Origin of the sequence: Gordonia amicalis (genome assembly GCF_022059885.1) — a bacterium.
Classification (GTDB): domain Bacteria; phylum Actinomycetota; class Actinomycetes; order Mycobacteriales; family Mycobacteriaceae; genus Gordonia; species Gordonia amicalis.
In genome coordinates this window covers 717,756-737,904 of the sequence record NZ_CP091855.1, presented here as the reverse complement: position 1 = coordinate 737,904, position 20,149 = coordinate 717,756, and the positions used below count along the sequence as shown (strand labels likewise).

At 67.0% G+C, this 20,149-nt stretch carries 19 protein-coding genes and 1 pseudogene; 13 read left to right on the top strand and 7 right to left on the bottom strand.

Annotation, left to right across the window (positions count from 1 at the left end):
- Nucleotides 1-67 precede the first annotated feature (67 nt).
- From serS to IHQ52_RS03375, 6 genes and pseudogenes are all read left to right on the top strand, one after another.
- Complete coding sequence (gene serS / locus IHQ52_RS03400; RefSeq protein WP_024498818.1) at nucleotides 68-1,327, top strand: serine--tRNA ligase; 1,260 nt, start codon at nucleotides 68-70, stop codon at nucleotides 1,325-1,327.
- A gap of 14 nt (nucleotides 1,328-1,341) precedes the next feature.
- Nucleotides 1,342-2,280 carry a hypothetical protein gene (locus IHQ52_RS03395; protein ID WP_024498817.1) on the top strand — a complete coding sequence of 313 codons (939 nt, stop codon included), beginning with the start codon at nucleotides 1,342-1,344 and terminating at the stop codon, nucleotides 2,278-2,280.
- Nucleotides 2,281-2,377: 97 nt separating this feature from the next.
- Nucleotides 2,378-3,161: pseudogene (locus IHQ52_RS03390) on the top strand (HNH endonuclease); the annotation flags it as partial.
- A gap of 95 nt (nucleotides 3,162-3,256) precedes the next feature.
- Nucleotides 3,257-3,826 carry a hypothetical protein gene (locus IHQ52_RS03385; protein ID WP_024498816.1) on the top strand — a complete coding sequence of 190 codons (570 nt, stop codon included), beginning with the start codon at nucleotides 3,257-3,259 and terminating at the stop codon, nucleotides 3,824-3,826.
- A 34-nt stretch (nucleotides 3,827-3,860) separates the two neighbouring features.
- On the top strand, nucleotides 3,861-4,739 hold the full coding sequence (locus tag IHQ52_RS03380) for a DMT family transporter (protein ID WP_024498815.1): 879 nt from the start codon (nucleotides 3,861-3,863) through the stop codon (nucleotides 4,737-4,739).
- A gap of 79 nt (nucleotides 4,740-4,818) precedes the next feature.
- Complete coding sequence (locus tag IHQ52_RS03375) at nucleotides 4,819-6,051, top strand: lipase family protein (RefSeq protein ID WP_024498814.1); 1,233 nt, start codon at nucleotides 4,819-4,821, stop codon at nucleotides 6,049-6,051.
- On the opposite strand, the gene IHQ52_RS03370 is transcribed toward IHQ52_RS03375, so the two are convergent.
- Together IHQ52_RS03370 and IHQ52_RS03365 are read right to left on the bottom strand one after the other, a co-directional pair.
- On the bottom strand, nucleotides 6,048-6,257 hold the full coding sequence (locus IHQ52_RS03370) for a hypothetical protein (RefSeq protein ID WP_024498813.1): 210 nt from the start codon (nucleotides 6,255-6,257) through the stop codon (nucleotides 6,048-6,050). The two genes, IHQ52_RS03375 and IHQ52_RS03370, sit on opposite strands and share 4 nt — an antisense overlap.
- Before the next feature lie 74 nt (nucleotides 6,258-6,331).
- Entirely contained in the window at nucleotides 6,332-6,736 is a 405-nt protein-coding gene (locus IHQ52_RS03365) for a four-helix bundle copper-binding protein (protein ID WP_024498812.1), read from the bottom strand.
- Between the two features lie 54 nt (nucleotides 6,737-6,790).
- Here IHQ52_RS03365 and IHQ52_RS03360 point away from each other — a divergent pair, with 54 nt between their 5' ends.
- The gene (locus IHQ52_RS03360; RefSeq protein WP_051349619.1) at nucleotides 6,791-9,193 is read left to right on the top strand and encodes a molybdopterin oxidoreductase family protein; all 2,403 of its coding nucleotides are present in this window, start codon (nucleotides 6,791-6,793) and stop codon (nucleotides 9,191-9,193) included.
- The gene (locus IHQ52_RS03355) at nucleotides 9,190-9,672 is read left to right on the top strand and encodes a hypothetical protein (protein WP_024498810.1); all 483 of its coding nucleotides are present in this window, start codon (nucleotides 9,190-9,192) and stop codon (nucleotides 9,670-9,672) included. The genes IHQ52_RS03360 and IHQ52_RS03355 overlap by 4 nt, the downstream gene beginning before the upstream one ends.
- A 23-nt stretch (nucleotides 9,673-9,695) precedes the next feature.
- On the opposite strand, the gene IHQ52_RS03350 is transcribed toward IHQ52_RS03355, so the two are convergent.
- From IHQ52_RS03350 to IHQ52_RS03340, 3 genes are all read right to left on the bottom strand, one after another.
- The gene (locus IHQ52_RS03350; protein ID WP_024498809.1) at nucleotides 9,696-9,974 is read right to left on the bottom strand and encodes a YrhK family protein; all 279 of its coding nucleotides are present in this window, start codon (nucleotides 9,972-9,974) and stop codon (nucleotides 9,696-9,698) included.
- Nucleotides 9,975-10,066: 92 nt separating this feature from the next.
- Entirely contained in the window at nucleotides 10,067-11,671 is a 1,605-nt protein-coding gene (locus tag IHQ52_RS03345) for a Rieske 2Fe-2S domain-containing protein (RefSeq protein WP_096272745.1), read from the bottom strand.
- A 143-nt stretch (nucleotides 11,672-11,814) separates the two neighbouring features.
- Nucleotides 11,815-12,525, bottom strand: a complete 711-nt coding sequence (locus tag IHQ52_RS03340) for a nuclear transport factor 2 family protein (protein ID WP_198362485.1) — start codon at nucleotides 12,523-12,525, stop codon at nucleotides 11,815-11,817.
- Nucleotides 12,526-12,595: 70 nt separating this feature from the next.
- Between IHQ52_RS03340 and IHQ52_RS03335 the strand changes: the two genes are divergently transcribed.
- From IHQ52_RS03335 to IHQ52_RS03320, 4 genes are read left to right on the top strand one after another with little or no spacing between them, the layout of a single operon-like run.
- Nucleotides 12,596-13,210, top strand: coding sequence for a TetR/AcrR family transcriptional regulator (locus IHQ52_RS03335; RefSeq protein ID WP_096272749.1), 615 nt, complete (start codon nucleotides 12,596-12,598; stop codon nucleotides 13,208-13,210).
- Nucleotides 13,211-13,245: 35 nt separating this feature from the next.
- Nucleotides 13,246-14,004 carry a lysophospholipid acyltransferase family protein gene (locus IHQ52_RS03330; RefSeq protein ID WP_238064105.1) on the top strand — a complete coding sequence of 253 codons (759 nt, stop codon included), beginning with the start codon at nucleotides 13,246-13,248 and terminating at the stop codon, nucleotides 14,002-14,004.
- 17 nt (nucleotides 14,005-14,021) lie between these two features.
- Nucleotides 14,022-14,849, top strand: coding sequence for a lysophospholipid acyltransferase family protein (locus IHQ52_RS03325; protein WP_238064104.1), 828 nt, complete (start codon nucleotides 14,022-14,024; stop codon nucleotides 14,847-14,849).
- Nucleotides 14,846-15,679, top strand: a complete 834-nt coding sequence (locus IHQ52_RS03320; protein ID WP_238064103.1) for an HAD family hydrolase — start codon at nucleotides 14,846-14,848, stop codon at nucleotides 15,677-15,679. The genes IHQ52_RS03325 and IHQ52_RS03320 overlap by 4 nt, the downstream gene beginning before the upstream one ends.
- 19 nt (nucleotides 15,680-15,698) lie before the next feature.
- Here the strand turns inward: IHQ52_RS03320 and IHQ52_RS03315 are convergent, their stop codons facing one another.
- Complete coding sequence (locus IHQ52_RS03315; RefSeq protein ID WP_238064102.1) at nucleotides 15,699-17,300, bottom strand: peptidoglycan recognition protein family protein; 1,602 nt, start codon at nucleotides 17,298-17,300, stop codon at nucleotides 15,699-15,701.
- Between the two features lie 456 nt (nucleotides 17,301-17,756).
- Between IHQ52_RS03315 and IHQ52_RS03310 the strand changes: the two genes are divergently transcribed.
- Nucleotides 17,757-19,244, top strand: a complete 1,488-nt coding sequence (locus IHQ52_RS03310) for a SpoIID/LytB domain-containing protein (protein ID WP_191834962.1) — start codon at nucleotides 17,757-17,759, stop codon at nucleotides 19,242-19,244.
- On the opposite strand, the gene IHQ52_RS03305 is transcribed toward IHQ52_RS03310, so the two are convergent.
- Nucleotides 19,241-19,927 carry a GAF and ANTAR domain-containing protein gene (locus IHQ52_RS03305; RefSeq protein WP_191834652.1) on the bottom strand — a complete coding sequence of 229 codons (687 nt, stop codon included), beginning with the start codon at nucleotides 19,925-19,927 and terminating at the stop codon, nucleotides 19,241-19,243. The genes IHQ52_RS03310 and IHQ52_RS03305 overlap by 4 nt on opposite strands.
- Between the last annotated feature and the right edge of the window lie 222 nt (nucleotides 19,928-20,149).

Here is a 20,149-nt window from a genome sequence, read left to right as displayed (position 1 = left end):
CCCCGGCCGGCGTCTCGTCGGTGGCGTGATCGGATTCGCATCGCACGCTCAAGTAGGGTTTGAAGGCGTGATCGACCTGAAGATTGTTCGTGACGACCCGGATCTGGTCCGCACTTCGCAGCGCACGCGCGGCGAGGACCCCGGCCTGGTGGATGCTCTGCTCGATGCCGATGCGGCCCGTCGTGCGGCCATCGTCGACGCCGACACGTTGCGATCCGAGCAGAAGGCTCTCGGCAAACAGGTCGGCAAGGCGCAGGGCGACGAGAAGCAGGCGCTGCTCGCCAAGGGCAAGGAGCTCGCCGAGCAGGTGAAGGCCGCAGTCGCGCGCCAGTCCGCGGCCGACGAGGCCGCCGCGAAGGCACATCGTGCGATCTCCAACATCGTCGCTCCGGAGGCACCCGCCGGCGGCGAGGACGACTACATCGTCCTCGAACACGTCGGGGAGCCCCGCGAGATCGAGAACGCGAAGGACCACCTCGAACTCGGTGAGTCACTCGGTCTGTTCGACATGGAGCGCGGCGCGAAAGTGTCGGGCTCGCGGTTCTACTTCCTCACCGGGCAGGGCGCCTTCCTGCAGCTGGGCCTGCTGAACATGGCCGCGCAGAAGGCTGCGGCCAACGGTTTCACGCTGATGGTCCCGCCCGTCCTGGTGCGTCCGGAGGTCATGGAGGGCACCGGGTTCCTCGGCTCCCACGCCGACGAGGTCTACCACCTCGACAAGGACGACGACCTGTACCTCGTCGGGACCTCGGAGGTACCGCTCGCCGGTTACCACATGGACGAGATCCTGGACCTGTCCGACGGCCCGAAGCGGTACGCCGGCTGGTCGACGTGCTTCCGCCGTGAGGCCGGCAGCTACGGCAAGGACACCCGCGGAATCATCCGCGTGCACCAGTTCGACAAGGTCGAGGGCTTCATCTACTGCAAGCCCGAGGACGCCGAGGCCGAGCACCGGCGACTGCTGGGCTGGGAGAAGGACATGCTGGCCGCGATCGACGTGCCGTACCGCGTCATCGATGTCGCCGGTGGCGACCTCGGGTCGTCGGCGTCGCGCAAGTTCGACTGTGAGGCATGGGTTCCCACCCAGAACACCTACCGGGAACTCACCTCGACGTCGAACTGCACCACCTTCCAGGCCCGCCGTCTCTCGATTCGCTACCGCGACGAGAACGGGAAGCCGCAGATCGCGGCGACGCTCAACGGCACGCTGGCCACCACGCGCTGGCTGGTGGCCATCCTGGAGAACCACCAGCAGCCCGACGGTTCGGTGAAGCTGCCCGCCGAGCTCGCGAAATTCGTCGGTACCGACGTCCTCACCCCTCGCTGATCTGAGCCTGCGCCGTGACCAGCGGAATCGTCATCGCGGTGATCGGTGCGCTGGCGTTCGCCGCGGCCGCGGTTCTTCAGGCGCTCGGCGCCGAACAGGTCGCGCAGCGCGCCGCCATCCGGGAGGAACGTCGACGGTCCGCGGCGGCGCACCCGTCGTTGAAGTCCACCGCGCTGACGATGCTCACGGTCCCGTTCCTGATCGGGTTCGTCTTCGACATCATCGGGTTCATCGCGACGATCGCATCCGCCCGGCTGATCCCGCTGTTCCTGTCGCAGACGATCATCTCGGCGCGCCTGGTCGCCACTGCGCTCCTCGCCATGGTGGTGCTGAAAGTCGGCCTGACGCTGCGTGACTGGATCGCCGGTGCGGTCGTCGTGGCGTCGCTGATCCTGCTCGCGCTGTCGGCCGGTCGCGAGGGTGTGGAGCACACCGCGTGGATGCATTGGGCGGTCCTCGTCTCCGGTCCGGCGCTCTTCCTCATCGGTCTGATCGTGATGCGGCGCTTGAAGACCCACATCGCGACGGTCACCGGACTCATCGCCGGTGCGGTGTTCGGAGTGATGGCGGTGGCGTCCCGAATCCTCGACGGCCTCGACCCCCTCGACCTCACCGTGCTGTTCACCGACCCCGCCCTGTACGGGTTGCTGCTCAGCGGGATCGGCGGCTTCTACCTGTTCACCGTGGCGCTACAGACCGGCTCGGTGAACGGCGCCGCCGCGGCGCTCGTCGTCGGCCAGACGGTGCTGCCGGGGGCGGTCGGCATCGCCTTCCTCGGCGACGTCACGCGCGCGGGTTGGGGTCCGGCCGCGATCGTCGCCTTCGTCGCCGCCGTCGGCGGGGGAGTGGTACTCGCGTCGTCGGGTGCCGTGGCCGCGGTCGAGACCGCCGACGCCACGAACGCGCCGCGGGGATACGGGCATCCGCCGCGGGACGTCGAGCAGCGCGGCTAGCGTACTGGCATGTGCCAGTGAGAATACGACCGGACGAACCCGGGCGGTGTTCGCGTACCCGATTGCTACACAGCCTCTTACTCTCCTGTGGATCGGGATCCCCGACCCGGCCGAGGTGGTGCGGTCGGTGAGTACCGAGATCGTCATCCATGCCGTCACCGATCCCGCCACCCTCGACGGCGGGCCCGGTATCGGCTGGGTCGACGGTCACGGCGTCATCTCCGACGAGCATGTCCGCGACCTCGCCAAGCGGCCCGACGCGATCGTCAAACCGGTCACCCCGGCCCGCACTGCACCCCATGCGTGTTGCCGCAGAGGACACCTCGTCCACCGAGGCCGTGATCGTCTACCCCGGTGCGCAATCCGCCGATCCCTACCGGCCCACCACCGCCTGCGCGGACTTCGTGCGCGTGCGTGACGGCTACTGCACCGAACCCGGCTGTGTGTGTTCGTCATTCGACAGCGACCTCGACGACGTCGACGAGTACGACCGCGCCAACCCCACCCAAGGCGGGGCGACGTCGAGTGAGAACCTCAACGCCAAATGCCGGTTCGGGCATTTGCACAAAACCTTCGGCGACTGGATCGACACCCAGTACCGCGACGACGACGCACACCTGGTCACCGAATACCGCACCCCCGAAGGCTTCACCATCCCCGGCGACGCCGAAACCCTCGAAGACTTCTTCCCCAACCTGCGACGCATCCGCTACGAACAACCACCCCAGGCACCGCCCACACCCCGGGTCATCACCGGCGAGGACACCCCGCCGCCCACCAACCGGCTCGCCAACAAGCACGCACGCCGGCGGGCCGAACGCGCCCGAAACCGGCGGGAAAGGGAACGGCGTGAGGAGATCGACGGACCTCCCCCGTTCTGAGGGCCCCGACGTGCGCGGTGGTCGAAGCACCTCGTGACTAATCGGTGAAACAGGTGTAACACTGTAATCATGTAATTCACCTCGAGGAGGCGGCCATGAGAAACGCACATCAGGGAAGTCGTGGGCCGGGCGGTCGTCGCGGTGGCTGGCAGCAAGCGGAGCTGCCGGACGCCGGAGACGCGGCGGCCTGGTTCGCTGGCCGACTACCCGACGCCTGGTTCACCGGCCCCGCCGAGGTCACCGTCGATCGTGACGAGATCACCGTCATCGGAACCCTGGAACCACCCCAGACCAGCGACGATGCCCCTGCGCGCGCTGCTGCGCAGGGGCGCGCCTCCAGATTCCGCGAGGACACCCGCGCCGAGCGGATGTCCATCGCCGACGAGGCGCAGGCCCGCTACGCCAGAAAGGTCTCGTGGGGTGTTGCAGTCGGCGACGAACGGGTCCTGTTCACCCACCTCGCGGTACCGGTGATGACGCGGCTCCGCCAACCGGAACGGCGCGTTCTCGACACCCTCGTCGACGCCGGAATCGCCCGATCACGGGCCGACGCGCTGGCCTGGTCGGTCAAGATGGTCGGCGCCCACACCGAGGAGTGGCTGGGCAAATTGCGTGCCGCGATGGACGAGGTGGACAACTTGCGTGCCGAAGGTCCCGGTCTCTGACCGATTCTCGTGCTGAAGCGGGGATACTGATCCGATGTTGATCGGGATTCTCGCGGCCGTCTTCGCGGCGCTCGCCTACGGAACGGCCTCGGTGCTCCAGGCAAGAGGCGCGCAGAGCGTCGACGACACCGGTGCCGGGCCGGGTGAGGCGCCGTCCCTGCGGTCCACCATCGCCGCCATGCTGACCGTGGCGTTCATCGCGGGAATGGCGTTGGACGGCATCGGTTTCCTCGGCAACCTCGTGGCGGCGCGGATGATCCCGCTGTTCCTCGCGCAACCGATCGTCAGCGCCAACCTTGTCGTGACGGTGGTGCTGGCCACCATCGTGTTGAAAGCGCGACTGTCCCAGCGTGATTGGACCGCGATCGGTGTCGTCGTGGTGGCGCTCGTCCTGCTCGGGTTCGCTGCCGGTGACGAGGGACGCAAACACGAATGGTGGCTGCACTGGGCGGTTCTCGTCGCGGCCGTCGTCATCCTCGGGCTCGGCGCGGCGATCCTGCCGCGAATGCAGAGCCGGGTCGCGGTGCTGGCGGGTCTCTCCGGTGGCGTCTCGTTCGGTGTGCTCGCAGTCGCGGTCCGGGTGCTCGACGGTCTCGACCCCTTCGACCTCGGCGAACTCTTCACCGACCCGGCACTGTACGCGATCATTCTCAGCGGTCCGGGTGGTTTCTACATGTTCACCGTGGCCCTGCAGAAGGGTGCGGTGAGCGCGGCGTCGGCCTCCCTGGTGGTCGGCGAGACGGTGGTGCCGGGTGTGGTCGGCATCGTGGTCCTCGGCGACACCGTCCGTGCCGGCTGGGGACCGGTCGCGGTGATCGCCTTCGTCGCGGCAGTCGTCGGCGCGGTCGTGGTGGCGATGTCGCCGGTGGTGGAACAGGTGGAGCGGGCAGGGGAGAACGCCCCCGTCGCTTGAATGCCGTCTCGCGAGCAATCCGTGCCCACCTTGCTCGGATCCAACCGCGAACGAGGCAAACCGGGCATGATCACTGCTCATGCGCCAGATCTCGCGACCCCTCACCACGCTGATCGCCGTAATCGGGGTCGCGGCCTCCCTGTGTGTTCTCACGCCGACGGCGTCGTCGACCCCGCTCCCGGCACCCGTCGCGGCACCGGCGCTGCTGCCGACACAAGACCCGTTCTACGAGCCTCCGCGCGGCTACGAGAAGCGTGCCCCGGGTGCCATCCTGCGCACGCGTCAGGTCGGATTGGGTTGGCGCGGAACCGATGTACCGATCACCGCGACGCAGATCCTGTACCGGAGTACCAACAACTCCGGTCATCCGACCTCGACGGTGACCACGGTGATCTCACCGCCCGGCGTAGGCCCGGGCGCGCCGCGTCGGATGGTGTCGTACCACTCCTTCTACGACGCGTTGGGCGCGCAGTGCGATCCGTCGTACACGCTGCGGGGCGGCAACATGTCCGAGCGGCCCATCGATCTGGCCCTGATCACCGGACTGATGGCGGCCGGCTACACGGTCGCGGTCCCCGACTATGAGGGTCGCGGGTTGCGATGGACGATCGCGAGGGAATCCGGCTATGCCGCCCTGGACGGGATCCGTGCCGCGCTCCGGCAGCTCCGTGCACCAGCCCGCACCCCGATCGCCTTGTACGGGTACTCGGGCGGGTCGGTGCCCACCGGCTTCGGCGCCGAACTGGCGCCCATCTATTCGCCGGAACTCAACATCATCGGCGCGGCGGCGGGCGGGATTCCGGTGGATCCGGCACACAACCTCGGCTACATCAACGGCAAACCCGAATGGACGGGAGTCATCCCCGCTTTGATGGCGGTCTATGCCGAGACCTACGACATCGACCTCGCGAGCTATCTGTCCCCGAAGGGTGAGCGAATCCTGCGCCAGGTCGCGGGGGAGTGCATCGAAGAGTTCGCCGACGAGTACCCAGGACTCACCGACCACCAACTGCTCAAACCATCGGTAGGTGGCGTGCTCGACGTACCCGGTGTGCGGCAGGCGATCTCGGAGAACGTGATGGGAACACTCGGCACCCCGCGGGTTCCGATGATGCTCGGCGTCGGCAATTCCGACGGCATCGGCGACGGTGTGATGATCGCCGCCGACGTCGCCGGCCTCGCCGAGAGTTACCGCAGTCGAGGTGTGCCGACGACCTTCACCGAATACCGCGGGCAGACGCACACGGCGGCATACATCCCGTGGAGTGTCGAGGCCCTGACCTTCTTGAACGGCCGTTTCGCCGGACGTTAGGCGTCCGCGGACGGATGCTTGTTGGTGCCGCCGTCGGACACCTCGAAGTTCTTCCACTCGCCATTGTCGTGGACCTGCATGACGGTGCCGAGGCTGTCATCGGGCGCGGCGACGGTCTTGAACCAGTCGTAGGCACTGGTTGCGTCATCGAAGCTCTTCTCCTCGATGACTGTTTCGTCGGAATCCACGACGCGGTATTGAGCCATGATCTTCTCTCCTCATTGTCGGGTTCGACTTCGGCGGTTGTGCCGAAGCATCCTGGGCCGAGCGCAGGGTCGTGCTAGCCGAGCACCTCGAGCAGTGTGCGGCAGGCCTCCTCGCAGCGCCGGCACGCGTCCGCGCAGATCCTGCAGTGCTGGTGCATGTCCGCGTGCCGGTCACATTCCTCGGCACAGACACGGCATGCGGTTGCGCACGCTTCCAACGTCTCCCGCACCACCGCGACGTTGGCATCGGTGCGTCGGAGGAGCACCCGTTCGGTGATCGAACACAGGTCGGCGCAGTCCAGATCCGATCGGATGCACTCGACGAGCTGGTCGACGCCACTCTCGCCGAGACATGCGTCCGCACATGAGGTGCAGGCCTGCGTGCACTCCGCACATGCCTCGATGCAGGCCGCGAGCGCAGCATTGTCGATGTCGTCGCGTACAGGATGGGACTCGAGTATCTCGGTCACGGTGGTCACTGGACTTCTTCCTGTCGATTGCAGATGGAAATCGCGTACCCGGCGTCCATCGGAATGAAACCGCCGCCGTTGGGTACCCGTCAAGACGTGACCAGCGACGAGGTAACCAGCAGAATCAGTGATCCCTGGGGGCCGCGGACCCCCTACGGTCCTGGCGAGGACTGGCCCACCCGGGTCGACGAGCACCTCGCCGACGGGGTCTCCACGGAGACCGTCGACCGGTGGGTTCGAACGGCGTCGGTGCTGCACTCCAATGGTGACGGCCTCGACATCGCGGTGGCCGACGACCGCATCGTCGGTGTTCGCGGCCGGGCCGACGACCGCGTGAACCACGGACGCGTCGACATCAAGGACCTGTACGGGTGGCAGGCGAATTCGTCCCGCGACCGGTTGACCCGACCGCGCATCCGGGAGAACGGCGTCCTGGTCGAATGTTCGTGGGACGCGGCGATGGAACGGATCGTGAGCCGTTCCCGTGAATTGCTGGCGGAGCGGGGGCCGTCGTCCATCGGCTTCTACACCTCCGGACAGCTCTTCCTCGAGGAGTACTACACGCTCGGTGTGATCGCCCACGGCGCGATCGGGACCAACCACCTCGACGGCAACACCCGGTTGTGCACGGCGACCGCGGCGGAAGCCCTGAAGGAATCCTTCGCCAGCGACGGCCAGCCGGGCAGCTACGCCGACATCGATCACGCCGACGTCATCGCCCTGTTCGGACACAACATCGCGGAGACCCAGACGGTCACCTGGATGCGCATCCTCGACCGCCTTGCCGGCCCGAACCCGCCTCGAATCGTCTGTGTGGACCCTCGTCCGACACCGGTCGCGCGGCACGCCGCCGTCCACCTGGCGCCGCTGCCCGGCACCAATGTCGCGCTGATGAACGGGCTGCTCCGCGAGATCATCACCAACGGGTGGATCGATGAGGACTACATCGATTCGCACACAGTGGGTTTCGACGAACTCCGGCAGCGGGTCGAGCAGTACACGCCGGAGGTCGTCGCCGACATCTGTGGGATCCCGGCCGACGACCTTCGGCACGCGGCTCGCGTTCTCGGGACCGCCGAGAGGCTCATGTCGACGGTGCTGCAAGGCTTCTACCAGTCACATCAGGCAACCGCGGCCTCGGTCCAGGTCAACAACCTGCACCTCATCCGCGGGATGCTCGGACGCCCGGGGTGTGGTCTGCTGCAGATGAACGGGCAACCGACAGCGGAGAACACGCGCGAATGCGGGGCCGACGGAGATCTCGCAGGCTTTCGCAACTGGTCGAACGACGATCACATCGCCGAGCTGGCGGAGCTGTGGAACATCGACAAGAACCAGATCCCGCACTACGGCCCGCCCACTCACGCGATGCAGATCTTCCGTTACGCCGAACAGGGAACCGTCCGCATGCTGTGGATATCGGCGACCAATCCTGCTGTCTCCCTGCCGGAACTGCCGCGGGTGCGATCAATCCTGGCACAGGAGCGTCTGTTCGTAGTGGCGCAGGACATGTTCGCCAACGAGACCACCGAACTCGCCGACGTCGTGTTGCCCGCCGCGGGCTGGGGCGAGAAGACGGGTACGTTCACCAATGCCGATCGCACGGTGCATCTGTCGGAGAAGGCGATCGACCCGCCCGGCGAGGCCCGGGCCGATCTCGACATCTTCCTCGACTATTCCCGGCGGATGGACTTCCGCGACCGCGACGGGAACTCGTTGCCCCAGTGGGGAGATGCCGAAAGCGCTTTCGACGCGTGGCGTCGGTGCAGTGCGGGGCGGCCGTGTGACTACAGCGGCCTGTCGTATGAGATGCTCCGTGAGCGCAGCGGAGTCCAGTGGCCATGCAACGAAGACGCCCCCGAGGGGACAGAGCGCCTCTACGCGAACGGAAAGTTCTGGAGCGCACCAGATTATTGCGAGGCCTACGGCAAGGACCTGGTGACCGGCACGCCACTCGAACCCACCGAGTATCGTGCGCTCAATCCCGATGCGCGCGCGATCATCAAAGCAGCTCAGTACATTCCACCGCATGAACAACCGAGCGACGACTATCCGTTCGCACTGATCACCGGGCGGACCGTCTACCACTTCCACACCCGCACCAAGACCGGACGTGCGAGCGAACTCAACGACGCCGCGCCGGACGTGTGGGTGGAACTCTCGGTACACGATGCCGCCGAGCGCGAGATCGGCGACGGAGATCTCGTCGAGATCTCGAGCCCCCGAAGCGCGATCACCGCCACGGTGCGCATCACCGACATTCGTCCGGGCGTTCTGTTCGTGCCGTTCCATTACGGCTACTGGGACATCGATGGCCATGCCGGCGCCGATGCGGACACCGCGCACGAACGTGCCGCCAATGAATTGACCCTGACCGACTGGGACCCGGCGTCCAAACAGCCCATCTTCAAGACCGGCGCGGCGAAGCTGACGCGGGTATCGCGTGACAAGGAGAATGGCCGATGACGAAACTCGGACTCGTACTTCGCGAACTGCACCGGGCCGAACGAGCATTGGCCGTCGACCTCGACACACTCGCGCACCGCCACGCCGCCGATCACGAGGTCCATCACGTCGCCCAGGACCTCGCGCGCTGGTCGCGCGAACACCTCGTGCGGATCTCCGACGCGGCATCCGCGCTGGGCGTCGACCTGGACCCGGAGCCGCGGACCACCGCGCGGACGGGCTCCGCACAGGAGAAGATCAGCGACCTGCTCGGTCGGCGACCGGAACCCGGGATGCTCCTCCTCGTCGACCTACGCCGACTCCATCAGACGACGGCCGGCGTGTCGATCGATTGGGTCATGCTCGGACAGAGTGCGCAGGCGCTGAAAAACCACGATCTGTTGGAGATGGTGTCCGACTGTCACCCGGACACCCTGCGTCAGCTCCGGTGGAGCAACCACATGATCAAGATCCTCGCGCCGCAGATCGTGGCGAGCTGATCGAGCCGAACGATCGGCGACCGTCAATAGTCCTCGGCGTCGTCGGTGTAGCGGTCGCCCCGCAACCGACGCAAATGAATGCGCCTGCGTAGACGAATAACCGGGCGCACCAGGAACTGGATGCTTCCGACGAGGAAGAACCAGGTGGCCGCGAGTGTCGTGTCCTCCCAGAAGAAGAGGATGCTGCCGATGACGAACCAGATCGCGATGAGCGCGTCGTTGGCGATGCTCGCCGTTTCCCAGCGTTGTCGTACGACCAATTCCTCGCGGCCGATGGTGACCGTCAGATCGTTGTGGGTCATGGAACTCCCGCCTGTACGTCGGTGCGACCACTGTGCAGCGTTGCCTCGACGTCCGATCGGTAAACATGTCCCGCGGTCCCGTCCGGGACGGTTCAGTTCCCCAGACGCTCCGCGCGCAGTTCGTGACCCTTCGACGTCAGGCATCGCCCCGACGTGAGGTCCCACTGCCAGCCGTGGAGGTTGCAGGTGAGCTTCTCTCCCTCGATGACACCGAACTTGCCGAGGTCGGCCTTCAGGTGTGGGCAGCGACGCTGAATCTCCCAGCCGTCCTTGACGATCGACGCCGAGTCGTCGTGGGCCTCGGCGAACCAGCCGTCGGCGTAGGCGATGCGCTCGTCGGTCAGGCACTTGAAGAAGGTGTAGAGGAACTCGTTGTAGCCGCCGATGCGCCACGTGGTGAAGCGCGTGGACAGGAAGATGGTGTTCACCCAGTCCGGCTCGTTGTCGCGGAGGACGGTGCGCACGAGTTCGGTGGCGATGCGGAAGCCGTAGCGGTACTTGCCTTCTCCCTCTTTCGGCTCCCGCACGATGCGGTTGGGGAAGTCGAGCACGACGGTCTCGGTGGCGTCGTTCGCGGGACCGCCGCCCGGGGTCATCACCAGCCCGACGGGATAGCCGATGCCATCGCAGATGAGATCCGACTGGGCCATGATCGGCTCGAAGAGCTCGCGCAGTGCGCCGATCAGCGGCTCGCCCTCGGCCGGCGCCCAGGTGGCCTTGTCCGCGGCGATGACCGGCGCGAACTTCTCCTTCATCCGCTCGAGGTAGGCCCTCTTGTTCTCACCGAAGACGTCGGCGGGTGCATAGGGGTGGGTGACCTCGTTCAGCGTCGAACCGCTGAAGTCGGCAACCGAACCCGACACCATCATCAGGCCGCGGTGCTTCTCGCCGTCGTCGGTGCCGTGGATGCGCATCTGCTCCAGGAAGGTCTCCTGGTCCGGGAAGATCGAGGTGTCGTCGGCGGTGTCGGCGGAGCCGAAGTCGTTGAGGTAGAACAAGTCCTCGTCGAGGAACATCGGCGGGCCGGCCGACGGCACGACCCAGGCCGCACCGACCTGCTCGATGTACGACCGCGCACGGTCCATGCCGCGCTGGCGCTTCTGAGATGCGAAGTTGGCCTTGGACTTCCGCGGGATGTCGTAGACCATCGGGTACCAGATGGCGCCCGAGTACTGCAGCAGGTGGACGTCGACGTGACCGAAGGCCTCGTCGATGACGTCGAGGTCGATCGGGCGGGCGTCGTTCATGTTGAAGCAGACCGTCTCGCCGTCGGAGACGACCAGGCCGCTGTCGCCGATCGGCCCGTCGGCCGGGGCGCGCAGCGCGATGATCATGACGTCGAGCGAGCCCTTGTCGTTCGTCACCGTCGTCTTCACCGAGTCGGTGGTCTCGACGAACTTGGTGAAGCCGAGCTTCTCGAGTTCACGACGCAGGTCCGGCACCGGGTAGTCGGGGAGCAGGACGGTCGCGTCCTTGTTGACGTTCTCGCGTAGGTTGCGCTCGTCGAAATGGTCGCGGTGCAGATGCGAGACGTAGAGGTAGTCGCAGTCGCCGAGCGTCTTCCAGTCCAGCTCCGAGTTGTCCGGGAACGGCACCCATGAGGCGAAGTAGGTCGGGTTGACCCACGGGTCGCAGAGGATCGATCCGGCGGTGGTCTGGATGTGGAAACCGGCATGACCGATGCTGGTGATCTGCACGTAGGGGCCTCTCCTGGTGTGCGCGGGGCTGCCGCGGCGAGCACTTCAGGCCTCCAGGGTATCGAGCCGCCTTTTCCTGTGGCGTGGGCCATGAGTCCCGACGAGGCGCCCGCGTGACGGGTCTCACTACCTCCTGAGCCGCTTCAGGGCGGCAGCTTCGACGCCGCGAACAGGGAGCGGACCAGCCTGCTGTCATCGCGGGGCATGATCCCGGCGCGCTGGACGGCGTCGATGAAGTCGTAGAGCGTCTCGCCCTCTTCCATCAGGCCGTCGGCGTTGAAGTGGTACCGGTCCACCGCGGGTGCCTGGATGAACCGTCCGTCGCCGTAGATGGTCGGCGCCGACTCGTCGTAGGGATACATCCGCAGCGCGCCGCTGAAGTGGCCGCTGCCGATGTACCGGATGACCGTGCGCACGGTTCCGTCCGGCTGGACGTCGACGTAGACCTGGTCGGGGAGGGGGTCGTAGCGCCAGTCGGGGATGGCGTCGAAGAAGGCGAAGTTGTAGGTCACGAAATCGTCGATGCCGACGATCGTGCGGCCGAAGGTCGTGACGTCGGTGTATCGGAGATCGGGTGCGTAGAGCTCGTCGTTCACGCTCATGTCGCGTACCAGGAAGCTCCACCAGTACTTCTTGGCCCACGTCATGATCCATGACAGGTCGGTGCCGTGGACGTCGCTCAGGTGGACGAGCTTCTTGTCGAAGGCATCGAACCACTCGATGGTCGACCGCTGCAGCTCCTGTTCGGAGATGGCCCGGATCTCCACCCCGCGGTTGGCGTCGAGGTATTCGGGTGCTGGCTTGGCGAGGCGTGGTCGGGCCAGTGCTTCCTGGAACGCTTGTTCATCGAACATGAATCGCATGATTCATGTTGAATCAGGTGATGTCAATGGACACAACGGCCCGGGATGCGACGATGTTCAGATGAGTTCGGGGAAGCTGTGGCGCGGGCAGACGCTCGAGGACCGGTCCACCGACCGGCGCGAGCAGATGCTGGCCGTCGCCGAGACCCTGCTGGGAAACGGCGGCACCGGCGCGGTGACGATGCGGGCGGTCGTGCGCGAGGCCAACCTGAGTCCGCGCTACTTCTACGAGAGTTTCGAGTCGACCGAGCAGCTGGTCACCGCGGTGTACGACCGCGTCACCGAACAGCTCCTCGCCCAGATCGCCGGCATCGAGCGGCCCGCCGACCTCCGGGGAAGCGTGCGTGCCCTGCTGGAGGTCTTCCGTGAGTTCTTCCAGGACAACCCGGGCCGGGCCCGCATCCTGTTGCGCGAACCGCTCGCCGACGACGTCCTCCGCGCACATCGCGCGGCCACCGTTCCCGGATTCGTCGAAACCGTCCTGGGCATGGTCGCCGACGAGAACTCGCTCGCCCCCGAACGCCTCGCGGTGATCTCCTCGGCGCTCACCGGTGCGCTCGTGGCCCTCTACCTCGACCACATCGACGGCCGGCTCGCCCTGACGCCCGCACAACTCTCCGACGCCGCCGTCGACCTGGTGTTCGCCGTCACCCGGATCGGTGCGACCGACGCCTGACCTGTACCGGGAGCGCGATCGCTAAGCTTTGCGGCATGGAACCCGTCTACGACGCCGTGATCACCACCGCGCGCCTGCTCTGGCTCGCCGAAGGTCTCAAGTTCAAGGTGTCGGGCGTCGAGCATGTCCCGGCCGAGGGGCCCGGCGTCGTCGCGATCAACCACACCGGCTACCTCGACTTCACCTACGCCGGCATCCCGGCACACCTGCAGGGTCGTCGCAAGGTGCGGTTCATGGCGAAGAAGGAGGTCTTCGACAACAAGATCTCCGGCCCGATCATGCGCTCGCTCAAGCACATTCCCGTCGACCGGACGGCGGGTGCGGACAGCTACCGGGCGGCCGTCGACTATCTCAAGCGCGGCGAACTCGTCGGCGTCTACCCGGAGGCGACGATCAGCCGCAGCTTCGAGCTCAAGGCGTTCAAGTCGGGTGCCGCGCGGATGGCACTCGAATCCGGTGCACCGATCATCCCGACCGTCATCTGGGGTGCCCAGCGCGTGTGGACCAAGGGGCATCCGAAGAGGCTCGGCCGCACCGGTTACCCGATCTCGATCGGGGTCTGCGAACCGCTCGAGCCCACCGGAGACCCCGACGCCCTTACCGCGAAGCTGCACGAGGTCATGAGTGCCAAGCTGCTCGAACTGCAGGATGCCTACGGCGAACACCCCAAGGGGGAGTTCTGGGTGCCCGCACGCCTCGGCGGGTCGGCGCCCACCCTCGAGGAGGCCAACCGCATGGACGCCGAGGAACAGGCCGAACGGGCCGCGAAGCGCGCTCAGCGCGACACTCCCTGACCGTTAACCTTGCAGGCATGAGCAGCGGGGCGCGTCGACACCGGGAGCCGGTCTACCGGACCCTGGAGATCATCGCGAACACGCTCGTCCGCGCCCAGGGCCTCGACCTGCACTTCACCGGGGTCCAGAACATCCCGGAGACCGGCGGTGCCGTGCTGTGCGTCAACCACACCGGTTACGTCGACTTCATCCCGGCCGCGCTCGGCGTCCAGCGTGCGGGCCGGCGCACGCGGTTCCTCATCAAGTCCGAGGTCATGGACGTCGCGATCATGCGATTCCTGGTCAACCACACGATGACGGTTCCGGTGGACCGATCCCGCGGTGCCGACGCCTACCGTGCGGCGCTCGGGCGCCTGCGCGACGGTCACATCGTCGCGGTCTACCCCGAGGCGACGATCAGCCGCAGCTTCGAGCTCAAGGAGTTCAAAAGCGGGGCGGTGCGGATGGCGGCCGAGGCCGGCGTCCCGATCGTCCCGGCGATCGTGTGGGGCGCCCACCGGCAGTGGACCAAGGGCGGTGCGCGGAACATGGGTCGCAGCCGGCTACCGGTACACGTCCGGTACGGTTTGCCGTTCACCGTCGACGCCGCCGAGGAGCCCGAACGCGAAACGCTGCGGTTGCGCGACACGATGAACTCCATGCTTCTCGAGGTCCAGGACGCCTACGGCCCGCATCCGGCGGGTGAGTTCTGGGTGCCGTCACGGCTCGGAGGTTCGGCCCCGACGCCGCCGGAGGCCGCCGTCATCGAAGCAGACGAAGCGCTCCGCAAGGCCGAGGCCCGGGCCCGCAAGGCCGCCCGACGACAACGCGAGACCGCACAACCCCGAGACAGAGGAAACAGATGACATTCGGTCCACCCACCCTCATCGCCAGCGACGTGGACGGAACGCTCATCGACGACGAGAACCGGGTGTCGTCGCGGACCGTGTCCGTGTTGTCGGCGGCCCGCGCGACCGGTGTCGAGTTCGTGCTGGCGACCGGACGCCCGCCCCGGTGGATCGCCGAGATCACCGACCAGTTCGCCGGAACCGATGCGTTCGTCCGATATGCGGTGTGCGCCAACGGCGCCATCATCTACGACGTCGAGCACGACCGGGTGCTGTGGTCGGCCAATCTCGAACCAGACGTCCTGGGAAAGCTGGGGGAGATCGCCTACCAGCAGATCCCGGGATGCGGGATCGCCGCCGAACGTGCCGGCCGATCCGCGCACGACGCCGCGACGGCCCCGTTCGTCGCGAGTGCGGGCTACGAACACGCCTGGCTCAACCCGGACCACGTCGAGGTCGGCGACGACGAGGTCTTCAGCCAATCTGCGGTGAAGTTGCTCGTACGCAAACCGGATATGCCGAGCGGCGAGATGGCCCGACGGCTGCAGCCGTTTGTCGGCGACCTCGCCCAGGTGACTTTCTCCACCGACAACGGCCTGGTCGAACTGTCGGTGCCCGGTACGCACAAGGCGTCCGGACTCGCGCGTCTCTGTGAGGCCACCGGTCTGCCGGACAACGGACTGATCGCCTTCGGCGACATGCCCAATGACGTCGAGATGCTCAGCTGGGCGAGTCATGGTGTCGCCATGGGACACAGCCACCAGGCCGCGCTCGACGCCGCCGACGAGGTCACCGTCGGCAACAACGACGACGGCGTCGCCCGGGTCCTCGAACGCTGGTTCGCCTGAATCGTTCGGTTCGCGCTGGTCAGGCTGCCGGCGGTGCTGCCTCCGGGGCGGGTGCGGGTGCCTGTTCGGGGGTGGGCGCGGGGGCCGATTCGGGTGCTCCCGGTTCAGCGGGCGGCGTCGACTCCGGTGCCGGTGCGGCAGCACCACCGGCGAGCGCACGGACCTGGGCGAGTGCCGCGTACCCGTGCACGCCGGGGCAGCTGGTGCTGTTGTAGTCGCGGTGGCCGGAGATCATCGGCAGGCTGGACTGTGTTCCGGCTGCGAACTTGGTGCCGGCGAATCCCTCTGACATCAGGGTCGCGGTGCCGGCCGGGTTGAGACCGGCTTTGCCGAGGCGCCAGCGCAGGAAGCGTCCGGCCGCGGCGACCGCCGCGGCGGTCGGCGGTACCTCCTCGAGATTGCCGATGAACGACAAGCCGACCGTGTCCTTGTTGAACCCGCCGGTGTGAGTGCCCTCCACGTTGCGGTCCAGTCCGCCGAACGCTCCCTCGAAGATCTGTCCGTACTTGTCGACGAGCACGTTGTAGCCGATGTCGCACCAGTTGAGGCTCTGTGCGTGATACGCGTAGATACCGCGCACGATCTCGATCGACTGCGCCGGGGTGTAGTCGTTGCTGCCGGCGGTGTGGTGCACGATCGCGCCCTTCAGCTGCGGGGAGTACACCGGCTGCGAGCAGCGGATGCCCTCGTCGGCACCCCACTGCTGACGCGCGACCACCTGCGGTCCGCCGGTCAGCGGGGAGAGCAGTGACGAACCCAGGGACAGCAGACCCTCCGGGCTGATCAGGGTCGCCTTCAGAGTGTTGAGAGCGGTCTCGGCCAGCTTCGTCACGACTTCGCTCGCCGAGCCGACGGCCAGCTGGGCCAGGTCGCCGCCCTGTGTCTCGGCGGCCGGAATCGCGAGACCGTCCTTGGACGCGGCGACCTGTACCTCACGCGCGTCGCCGACCCACACCGGTTCGGTGCCCGCCGGCTTGTCCGCGGTCGGTACACCGCCCTTCGAGATCTGCTCCAGGACCGTCCACGGGCTCCAGGTCCCGTCGGGTTGCCTCGCACGCAGCTTCAGGTCGACGTCGACGGGGCGGTCCCAGGTGAAGGCGACCATCTTGATGGGGTCCTCGCGCACGATGTGCGTCACCGCCGCGCCGACCTCGCGCCCGTCCCGCATCGTCGTGACCGGTGGCGAGGTGGTGCTCGTCGGGGCGGAGTCGGGGACCGACCGCGTCTTCGTCCGTGGGAGTGAGTCGGGGGAGGTGGTCGTCGCCTCCGGTGTCCTCGATCCGGAAGCGCTCGGTGCCGACGACTCGCCCGTGGTGGGCACGAGTCCCTTGGGCAGCGGGACCGTGAGGTCCGGCACGGGGAAGGCGTCCGGGTCGATCGGCGGGAGCTTCACGCCGGCGGCCCCGAGACCCGAGGATGCGACGTCGACGATGGCAGCCGGCAGTTCACGCAGCGGCACCTGCTCGATCTCGGTGTTCGCGATCTTCTGCTTGTTGTCCACGAGTCGGGTGTCACCGGCCGGTGGGCCGGCATTGCTCGCGATCACCGCGAACGGGCTCGCGACGACCGCCGCGGCGATGGCCGCGAGAGCGATCGAGTGCTTCGGTCGGGGGTAACGCACAGGGGATCTCCTCGCCCGGGTGTCCGGTCATCGGTGCGACGTGCACAGCCTCGTGCGCCGGGCGGCGTCGAGGCGTGCTCGGTGTCGGCCGCCATCGTGGTGCGGATCGGAGCTCGGCGACACGACACACGCCGACGGCGGGGCACTCGTGACATTCTTGTTACCTCTGAGGCTGGTGTTACTGGTGATATGCATGAGGTCACGATCGCGGTCACAACTCGTGATCCGGTTGTGATCAGCTCGGCTTGGTGAACGCGAAGGAGGTTCACTAGTGTCACTTATGTCCCAATCGTCACATCAGTCACGGAAGTGCGGGAGTTGCGGTTTCGCTGGAACTCCCGGGGCTGTTGTCGTCGCGACCGAAGGATGTGTTCTGCAGTGAACAAAGCCCGATCCAGACGGCTCCTGCCGGGAAGGCCGGCGACCGGTTCCCGGCCCGCACGGACCCACGGAAAGTTGCTGACCTGGGCTGCGGCCGGGCTCGCGCCCGCACTGCTGGCCGGTGGACTCGTAGCTGCGGGTTCAACGGAATCGACCCCCGGGGTCGAACTCTCGGTCGGGTCGACGGTGACGCTGATCGGACATGGTCATGGCCACGGCCGCGGAATGGGGCAATGGGGTGCGTACGGCTACGCCCGTAAGGGCTGGTCGGCACAGCAGATCCTGCGCCACTTCTACGGTGGAACCACCGCGGGGAAGGTGGACAGGCCCGAGATCAACGTGGCCCTCACGGGTCAGAACTCGGTGAATGTGCATGCGGACGCCGGAATGCGCGTCGGAGGTCAGACGGTGGCTCCCGGACAGGCGGTCAGCCTGTCCGGGGGCACCGCCACCATCCGCAGCGGCTGCGGCGGTGGCACGATCCGCTCCGTTCCGGCATCGTTCGTCGAACCGCTGAGCATGCTGCCGAACCGGCCCGCGGCCGAGTTCCTCAAGTTCTGTGGTTCCGAGAAGGCTTACCGAGGTGCACTCGGCCTCGAAGGTGGACGTGTGGTCAACCGCATCCACATCGACGACTACGTCAAGGGCGTCATCCCGCGGGAGAGCCTGCCGGCCTGGGCCGACTCCGGCGGCGCCGCGGCTCTGCAGGCGCAGGCCGTCGCCGCGCGGACCTATGCGCTCGCCGCGATCGCCGGCGGCAAGAAGATCGACGACACCCAGAACTCCCAGGTCTACGGCGGCGTGGCCGGCGAGGACCGCCGGACGAATGTCGCGGCCGACGCGACCGCCGGCCAGATCCTGTTGCAGAACGGGCAGCCGGCGTTCACCGAGTTCTCCGCCTCGACGGGTGGCTTCTCGGCCGGCGGCCGGTTCCCGGCCGTGCCCGACGAGGGCGACACGGTCTCGCCCAACCACAATTGGACCGCGACCGTGTCGGCCGGCAGCATCGGCGCCGCCTTCGGCGTCGGGGCTCTCCGGAGCTTCGAGGTGGTCGAGGCCAACGGACTCGGAGCCGAACACGGCCGCGCTCTCAAGGTGCGCGCGGTGGGTTCCGGCGGGACCGCCGAGGTCACCGGCGAAGAGGCGCGCACCAAGCTGAAACTGAAGTCGTCCTGGTTCACGGTGCAGGGGCAACCGGCGCCGCGCGTCGTCAAGCCGCCCACCGGGCCTTCCGGGCCATCCCAGGGACTCGACTTCGGCAGCTTCGGCCAGTTCGTCGAGCAGATCATCCCCGGAACGTCACAGTTCCTCGAGCTCGCCACGTCGGCGATGGACGGCAAGGTGACCGACCTCGGCGGGATCACCGGACCGCTGGGACAGGCGATCGGACTCCCGACCCTGACCCCCGACGCCGCGGGCGTCACGCAGATCTTCGAGAAGGGCATGATGTTCTTCACGCCCGCGACGGGGCCACGCGCCCTCGCCGGCAAGGGTCTCGAGCGATTCCAGGAACGCGGCGGCATCCCGGTGCTGGGATTCCCGGCGGAAGACGAACTGCGCTAGGAGGTCTCCGGACCCGCCACGACGATCTGGGCCGCCACGTCGACCAGTTTGGTGTTGGTGTCCTGAGACAGGCGGGCGAGTAGTGCGAAGGCCTCGTTCGCGTCGAGCTTGTAGCGCTCCATGATCATGCCCTTGGCCTGACCGATGATGTCGCGCGAGCTGAGTGCTGCTCGAAGCTGCTGCTTCTCCTGGATGGCGCCGAACGCGGTGGCGGCGTGAGCGGCGAACAGCTCGCCGAGGAGTCGTGCTTCGGACGTGAACGCATGAGGTCGGGTGCTGTGCAGGTTCAGCGCGCCGAAGTCGTCACCATCCATGTAGAGGAAGAAGCACGCCATCGAGCGGATTCCGATGTCGGCTGCGGCGGCGGCGAACCGCGGCCAGCGCTCGTCGGTGTGCAAGTCGTCGATCCACACGGTCACGTCGTCGATCGCTGCGCGGATGCACGGACCCTCGCCGAGCCGGCGCTGCAGATCGTCGGCTTCACCGCCCAGGTCGCCCACGATCACGGGTGTCTCGATCACACCGCCGGACACCAGCGTGACCGACGCGTATTCGGCGCCGGGGATCGCATCGACCGCATACTTGGTCATCGCACGCACTGCAGTCTCGGTGTCGTCACTCTGTTTACGCATCTCGCCGGCGATGCGCGTCATCTGCGCTCCGAAATCCGCCAACTCGGTCACTCCTGCCTCCTAGTGAGACCGCGTTCCACGCGTCTCAGCTGGACCGACAGCTGAGCGCAGGAAAGAAAACACCCATTGTCGAGGTACTCATTATGCCGGATCGTATAACTCCGTGGAATCGACGAGTCCTTCTCGTTGCGCAACCGACCGTTCGGGTGACGATCGGAGAACATCGAGTCGGAAGCCGGCGTCCGAGTATGACGTCGAGGCGATCAGCGGCGA